General features: G+C 43.9%; 4 protein-coding genes. All 4 read left to right on the plus strand.

Annotated elements, in window-relative coordinates; translation table 11 throughout:
• Positions 1-172: 172 nt before the first annotated feature.
• The 4 genes from E0E16_RS01880 to E0E16_RS01895 all read left to right on the plus strand — a co-directional run bounded on the left by E0E16_RS01880 (position 173) and on the right by E0E16_RS01895 (position 6,918).
• On the plus strand, positions 173-1,114 hold the full coding sequence (locus E0E16_RS01880; protein WP_130828582.1) for an IS30 family transposase: 942 nt from the start codon (positions 173-175) through the stop codon (positions 1,112-1,114).
• 153 nt (positions 1,115-1,267) lie between these two features.
• On the plus strand, positions 1,268-3,190 hold the full coding sequence (locus tag E0E16_RS01885; protein ID WP_130828583.1) for a peptidase U32 family protein: 1,923 nt from the start codon (positions 1,268-1,270) through the stop codon (positions 3,188-3,190).
• Positions 3,191-3,212: 22 nt separating this feature from the next.
• The gene (locus E0E16_RS01890; protein WP_181951323.1) at positions 3,213-4,331 is read left to right on the plus strand and encodes a zinc ribbon domain-containing protein; all 1,119 of its coding nucleotides are present in this window, start codon (positions 3,213-3,215) and stop codon (positions 4,329-4,331) included.
• Between the two features lie 100 nt (positions 4,332-4,431).
• Positions 4,432-6,918: a TonB-dependent receptor gene (locus E0E16_RS01895; RefSeq protein WP_130828584.1), complete on the plus strand. Its 2,487-nt coding sequence runs from the start codon at positions 4,432-4,434 to the stop codon at positions 6,916-6,918.
• Positions 6,919-7,196: the final 278 nt, after the last annotated feature.

The raw sequence follows: 7,196 nt of genomic DNA on the forward strand, positions 1-7,196 counted from the left end.
ATGCAAGTTCCAAAACGAAGTGCAATAAAAGAGTAGCCCTCGCCGAGAGATGCAGACGTTCTCGAAGCGTAGCGAGAGGTTGTCTGCATCTCTCGGCGAGGAAAAAAACAACCAGCAATACAAATAAAAAAAGGGAGACCTCTGTCTCCCCAAGATTAATTAACTTTGTATTGTGAAATATCATCAATTAACCTCGGAGCAAAGGTCGCAAATTTTCGCCTTACTCCAAAAGAAAACAGGGAGAAAAGAGATTGCCGCAATCGTTGGCATCAGTCAGTCAACACTTTCACGTGAAATCAAACGCAACAGCACGCCATCGGGAAAGTATATTTGGACAAAGGCGCACGATATGGCTATGCAGCGCAGAAAGAGAACGGTAAAGAACGCCAGGCTCTCCGACGAATTAGTCTGGAGGATTAAGGAATATATCACCAATGCTCAGTGGTCTCCACGGCAAATATCAGGTTATCTGCGCAAGAATGAGGGGATAAAGGTGTCCCACCAATCCATTTATAATATCATTCATAATGATACAACAGGGGAACTTGCCAAACACACAAGGCATAAGATGAAATACAGGCATCGTCCCAAGGGCAGACATCTTCCAATTAAAGACAGGTTGAGTATCCATGAAAGAAGTAAGGAAGTTGACGGGAAGAGATTCGGAGATTTTGAGATGGACTTGATCGTAGACCCTGACCAACATGCCATACTCACACTGGTAGAGAAATCCACCAATATGCTGCTTATGCAGAAACTGCCATTTGGAAAGCAGTCAAAGCCTCTGGCAAAGGTAGTTAGGAAACTGCTGCTACCATACAAGGACATTCTGAAGACCATTACAACAGACAACGGACCTGAATTTGCAGCACATAAGGACATTACCAAGTTCTTAGGCGTGCCCGTATACTTCGCTGATCCATATTGTTCTTGGCAAAAGGGAGCTATTGAGAATACAAATAAACTAATCAGACAATATATACCGAAAAAGGATTCGTTTGAACATTATACAGAAAAGAGAATTATGTCGATACAAAAGAAATTGAACGAAAGACCGAGAGAAAAATTAAACTTTTCTACTCCAAAGTGTGAATTCTTCAAATACGTTTTATAATTTTGCACTTGCTGGTTGACTCTGCGGAGTAACATTCAAGGACAGTTATAATCATTTTAATGTTATTCTTATTTGCCAAAGTTATTGAAAATGCTTATCTTTGTGAAGATTTTCTATATTGAAACGTTTTAAGTTGGAAAGAACTGAACTTGAATGAAGCAAACGATAGAACTGCTTGCACCGGCAAAAAACCTTGAATGTGGAATGGCTGCCATTGACCATGGAGCGGACGCCGTATATATCGGTGCGACTCAGTTTGGCGCGCGGCAAGCTGCCGGTAACAATGTCGAAGATATTCGAAAGCTTTGCGAATACGCCCATCGGTTTGGTGCGCGGGTGCACGTTACGGTCAATACGATTATCTATGAAAATGAACTAAACGATATGTTGCTGCTCATTGATGAATTGGCAAAAGCCGGTGTTGATGCGTTGCTTATTCAGGATATGGGCTTATTCAGTGAATGTAGAAAACGCTATGGAAACAAGTTCGCGCTTCACGCGAGTACGCAATGCGACACGCGAACACCGGAAAAAGCAGCTTGGTTGCACGCGTTAGGTTTCAATCGGGTGGTACTTGCCCGAGAATTATCGGTGAAGGAAATAACCGCTATTCATCAGGTTGCTCCCGATATGGAGCTGGAAGTATTTGTTCATGGTGCGCTCTGCGTGAGTTATAGTGGAATTTGTTATGCTTCGCAATATTGTTTCGGACGTTCTGCCAACCGAGGTGCATGCGCACAGTTCTGTAGAATGGCTTTTGATCTCAAAGATGCGAATGGGAAGTTGATAGAACAACAACGCTATCTCTTATCGCTGAAGGATATGTGTCAAATTGATAATCTGGAGTCTTTAATGCGTTCCGGAGCTTGTTCGTTCAAGATAGAGGGCAGACTGAAGGATGTAAATTACGTGAAGAATGTGGTGGCAGCCTATAATCAAAGGCTCAACGACATTATCGCAAAGCATCCCCAAGAGTTTCAAAGAGCTTCATACGGCAAGGTGGATTATTCGTTCACTCCCAATCTTGACAAGACGTTCAATCGTGGCTATACCGATTATTTCGCTAATGGACGCCAAAGGAATATTTTCTCACCGAACACCCCTAAGGCACCGGGAGAATTTGTTGGGACTGTGAAGGAAGTCCGTCGCGATTCCTTCAACGTATCGGGGATATCAAGTTTTGCCAATGGCGATGGGTTGTGCTTCATCTGCAAACCATCTGCCGATGGTGGCGCAAAAGCCGTTTTGGAAGGTTTCAGAGTGAACAGAGTTGTGGGCAATCGCCTCTTTCCATATAAAATGCCACAAGCGTTGCGAGCAGGAACAACACTTTACAGAAATCAAGATCAGGCTTTTGAAAAGATATTAAGTGGCAAGACGGCAGAAAGACGAATCCCTATCAGCATGAGATTAGGTGTAACACGCTCCGGTTATTCACTTTCTGTTTCTTTGTCGGAGAACATTGGAAAGCAGCCACAGACCTGTGCCGAGATAGAATTGGAACATCAGAAAGCCGAGAAACCGCAACGAGAGAACATCTTGCGACAACTTTCTAAGTTGGGCGACACCATCTATGTATGTGAAGAGTTGAAAATAGAAGATGAGGTGGATCAATATTTCATTCCGAGCAGTTGGCTGGCAAAACTCAGAAGGAAAGCCATCGAGCGGTTGTCGGCGATACCGCTCACGCTGAAACCATCCGACATCCCGATGGATGTGAACAGCAAGGCAAACAAAAGGGTTGCTGATTTCACCCATCTCAATCCATCGCAATACAGACATTACCCTTATCTGTACAACATCTCCAATTCCTCTGCCGCCAGCTTCTATGAGCGACAAGGTATGATACATCCGGACAAAGCTTTCGAGTGCTTGGATGAGAAGAAAAACGAAAGTTCCGAACCACTGCTCATGCAATGTCGCCATTGCATTCGATATTCATTGGGCTATTGTGTGTCGCACGGAGGCAAAAAGCCCACATGGAAAGAGCCTCTCTATTTGGAACTCGGCGATAAGCGACGTTTTCGCTTAGAGTTCGATTGCAAAGATTGTCAAATGAATATTTATGCCCTATAAGCCAATGAAACACCCTGTCAATATGTATCATGGACAGATAAGAAAACCTTGGACGCTTCGTTTCGGAATTGTGTTCATTGTCTTGTTGCTGCTCGTTGGCAGTCTGTCGGGCTGTTATCACAAGAAAACTCCCTCCAGTTTTCATCTGCCCGATAGTGTGCAAGAAGCGCAAATCTCGAAACGTATCCTCCCCGAGCACGACTCTCTAAAGTTGAAGCAACAAGATGGCAATGTCATTAAATGGCACGGAACTGCGAGCAGTGTGGACTCTTTCGCTTTTAGGGTGAAACATCATTATTCTCCGGGTTTCAACTTCGTGGTGAGTTCCGACTCTCTCTTGTTGCTCAGGCAACAGCCGGAAGAGGCAGTTAATAATTTGGAAACCGACTCCTTCGCCGTAACTCGGGGCAAATCGTTGGCGGTGGCGGATGTTCGCGTTATTCCCAACGACAGTATCGACAGCGTTTGGGTGCAGATTGCCACAGAAGATCTCGCTTTCGGTTGGGTGAGAGAAGGGCAATTGCTGAAAAAGGTTGATCCGGATGATCCTATTTCGCAGTTCATCTCCATTTTCTCGAATGTCCATCTGTTGGTTTTCTTGGTAGTCATCTCGCTTATTTCCGTAGGCTACCTGATGCGTAAACTACTCAGGCGCAATGCCAAAATCGTGCACTTTAACGACATTAACTCATTTTATCCCACACTCCTCGCCATCATCGTAGCGGCATCTGCCACGTTCTATGCCAGCATACAGCTATTCGCTCCCGAGACTTGGCGTGAGTTCTATTTTCATCCTTCGCTCAATCCTTTCTCACAACCCCTCTTGCTTAATATCTTTCTCTTGTTGGTGTGGGCAATGCTGATAATCTCCATCGCGGTGATTGACGATGTGCGTCGTTTACTAAAATCGGGCGATGCTTTTTGGTATATGTGTGGACTGGGAGCCGTCTGTGCCGTGAACTACATCGTGTTCTCGGTTCTTACTTTATATTATATAGGCTATGTCCTCCTCCTTGTGTATATCTACTATTCGGTATCGGTTTGGTTGCGTCGTCATAGCGACACTTATCTATGTGGAAATTGTGGAGCACGCTTGCACAGGAAAGGAAGATGTCCCAATTGTGGAATCATCAATGAATGAATTGCTTGATATTCATCATTAATAAGGATTGCGTGTTTGTTTTTTTATATATACCTTTGCAACCGTTGAACATGATTTAATCATCCATTTGATGAAAATAATGAAGAAAACTCTTTTTACATGCTTGTGTTTCTCGTTGTTGACGAGTCCTTTACTTGCGGCAGACGACGTAACTGTGAATGACTCCTCGAAAGTTTATGATATAGAGGAAGTATATGTTTACGATCAGCCTAAGGAGGCTTTTCGCCTTCGTCAGCAGTCTTTGAGTAGCATATCTTTCAGTAGAAATCAACTGAAGAACTTGAACATACAAGATCTCGGGCAATTGTCGGCATTTGTTCCGTCATTCACAATGCCACAGTATGGCAGCCGGCTTACGTCTTCAATGTATATACGCGGTATAGGCTCGCGCGTCAATTCTCCCGCTGTGGGTATTTATATTGACGGAATACCATTGCAAAGCAAGAGCGCGTTCAACTTCCATACTTACGATGTAGATCGTGTTGATGTTTTGTTGGGTCCGCAAGGCACACTGTATGGGATGAATACGGAGGGCGGATTGTTGCGACTCTATGGGAAAAATCCATTTGAATATCGCGGAACCGATTTGAAACTCGGTGTCGGAAATAAGTTCCGGCGTGAAGTTGAAGTGGGGCATTATGACCGTCTGAACAATAAGACTGCTTATGCGTTGTCGGCTTTCTACAATGGGCAGAACGGCTTTTTCCGCAACCAATTCAATGGCGAGCATGCCGACTTGTTCAATGAGTTTGGGGGGAAAGGGCGTTTGTTATGGAACCCAACCAATCGGTTGAACCTTAGTTTCATCGCGGATTATCAATATGTTAGGCAAAACGGATTTCCTTATGGACAGATTGTGAGTAAAGAACAGATTGCAGAAGCTGATATCACATCTCCTTATTATCGGTTGAAACCCGGAACGCAAGCCCCCAGCCAAAATAGACAAAGCAACTATCGCAGGAATATGCTAAACACAGGAGTTGGCATCAAATACAATGGCAATTCCTTCGTGCTGAACTCAATGTTGAGTTGGCAGTTCCTCAACGATTATATGATGATGGATATCGACTATTTGCCGCAGGATTTCATGCACCTTGAACAACGTCAGCATCAGAATTCATTGACAGAGGAATTGACAATCAAGAACAAGCATAACAGCAGGTGGCATTGGACATTCGGCGCTTTCGGGTCATACCAGTGGCTGAGAACAGATGGACCAGTATATTTCAACAAGGGGATGAATGATTATCTCTCCAATGTGATAACGAATTATGCCTACACAGGAATGCTTAATTCCATGGCCAAGCGAATTGCCGAAGGACTCGTAAATGCCGGAATGCCTCTTGACGAGGCTATGAAGAAGGCCTTGGCTCAGGTTGCCGCAATGATCAAGGCTGCTGGTGGGTGTACGATCAAAGTTAATATGCAGACTATACCTGGCATCTTTCAAACACCAACATTTAATTTGGGTGTATATCATGAAAGCAATTTTGACATCACTGATCATCTTGTCGCAACACTGGGACTTCGTTACGACTATTCGCAGGTAGCTATCGACTATGCGACGTCGGCCCGTGTCCTAATGGATGAGAATGCCTTAGGCGTGCATGTCTCTCCAACCATAACATCATCGCTGTCGCATCATGAAAGTAATCATTTTAATCAGTTCCTTCCCAAGATTGGCCTGACTTATCGCCTCAACAACGGAAGCAACGTCTATACATCTTGGGCGAAGGGCTATCGGGCTGGAGGATATAATTTCCAAATGTTTTCTGATGTGTTGCAGACTGAGATTTCAAAAGCCTCAAAAAAGCAGTTAGAGGACCTAGATATTCAGCACGACGAGGCATATTATGCAAACATTGCCCGAACAATCGAGTACAAGCCGGAGACAAGTTGGAATTATGAGATAGGAACTCACCTGAATTTATTTGGTGGTCAGGTGCATTTGGATGTAGCAACCTATTATATGCAGATTCGAAATCAGCAGCTATCTGTTATGGCAGGAAACTATGGATTCGGGCGTATGATGACTAATGCAGGTCGCAGCCACTCATGCGGTATTGAGGCCTCGGTATATGGTAAGGCTCTGGAGGACAAGTTGTCCTATACTTTAAGTTACGGTTTCACAAGTGCTCGTTTTGATGAATATTCAGATTCAACCAAGGCTGGTATTGTTGATTACAAGAAAAACAAAGTGCCTTTCGTGCCACAGCATACATTGGCTGCAAATGCAGATTACCGCTTAGACGTTGATCCCGCAGCCTTGTTGGATCCAACCAATAAGTTCCATCTTCGCGCGGTGACTGTCGGTGCCAATTTGTCGGCACAAGGCAGAACCTATTGGGACAACCTGAATACCGTAGCACAGAATTTTTATGCGACATTAGGAGTACATGCTGATGCCGACTTTGGTCCGATGCATGTGAATCTTTGGATTCGCAACCTGACCGATACAAAGTTTAACACTTTTGCGGTGCAAAGTTCCACTACCGGTACAAAATATACTTTTGCGCAGCAGGGTAATCCGTTCCAGATTGGTGCTGACTTCTCCTTTCATTTTTGATTTATAGATTTTTTAGAATTATAAATATTAGACTGTTAGAAATTAGATCGAACCGCCAAACTCGCTGATGAGTAAGGCGGTTTTTTTGTTGGAAATGATGCGAGTAAAAAATCTCGCGTTAGATACTTACGTTTCATCAGCAAAGTTTTTTATTGCTGTCCGGTAAAAATTAACTGAAAGCTCTGTATCTCTTTATCCATCGGTATTGCAGCCGTTTTACTCATCCTGGGGCTTGGTTTTCAGTTTCAAACTGTAAGCATTATAAAATGCACTTATTT

It is taken from the genome of Prevotella rectalis (assembly GCF_900607215.1).
GTDB classification, from domain to species: Bacteria; Bacteroidota; Bacteroidia; order Bacteroidales; family Bacteroidaceae; genus Prevotella; species Prevotella brunnea.

What these genes read in the sequence shown, in the direction of transcription:
- E0E16_RS01885 (WP_130828583.1), top strand. Translation starts at nt 1,268, where the DNA reads ATGAAGCAAACGATAGAACTGCTTGCACCGGCAAAAAACCTTGAATGT.
- E0E16_RS01890 (WP_181951323.1), top strand. Translation starts at nt 3,213, where the DNA reads ATGTATCATGGACAGATAAGAAAACCTTGGACGCTTCGTTTCGGAATT.
- E0E16_RS01895 (WP_130828584.1), top strand. Translation starts at nt 4,432, where the DNA reads ATGAAGAAAACTCTTTTTACATGCTTGTGTTTCTCGTTGTTGACGAGT.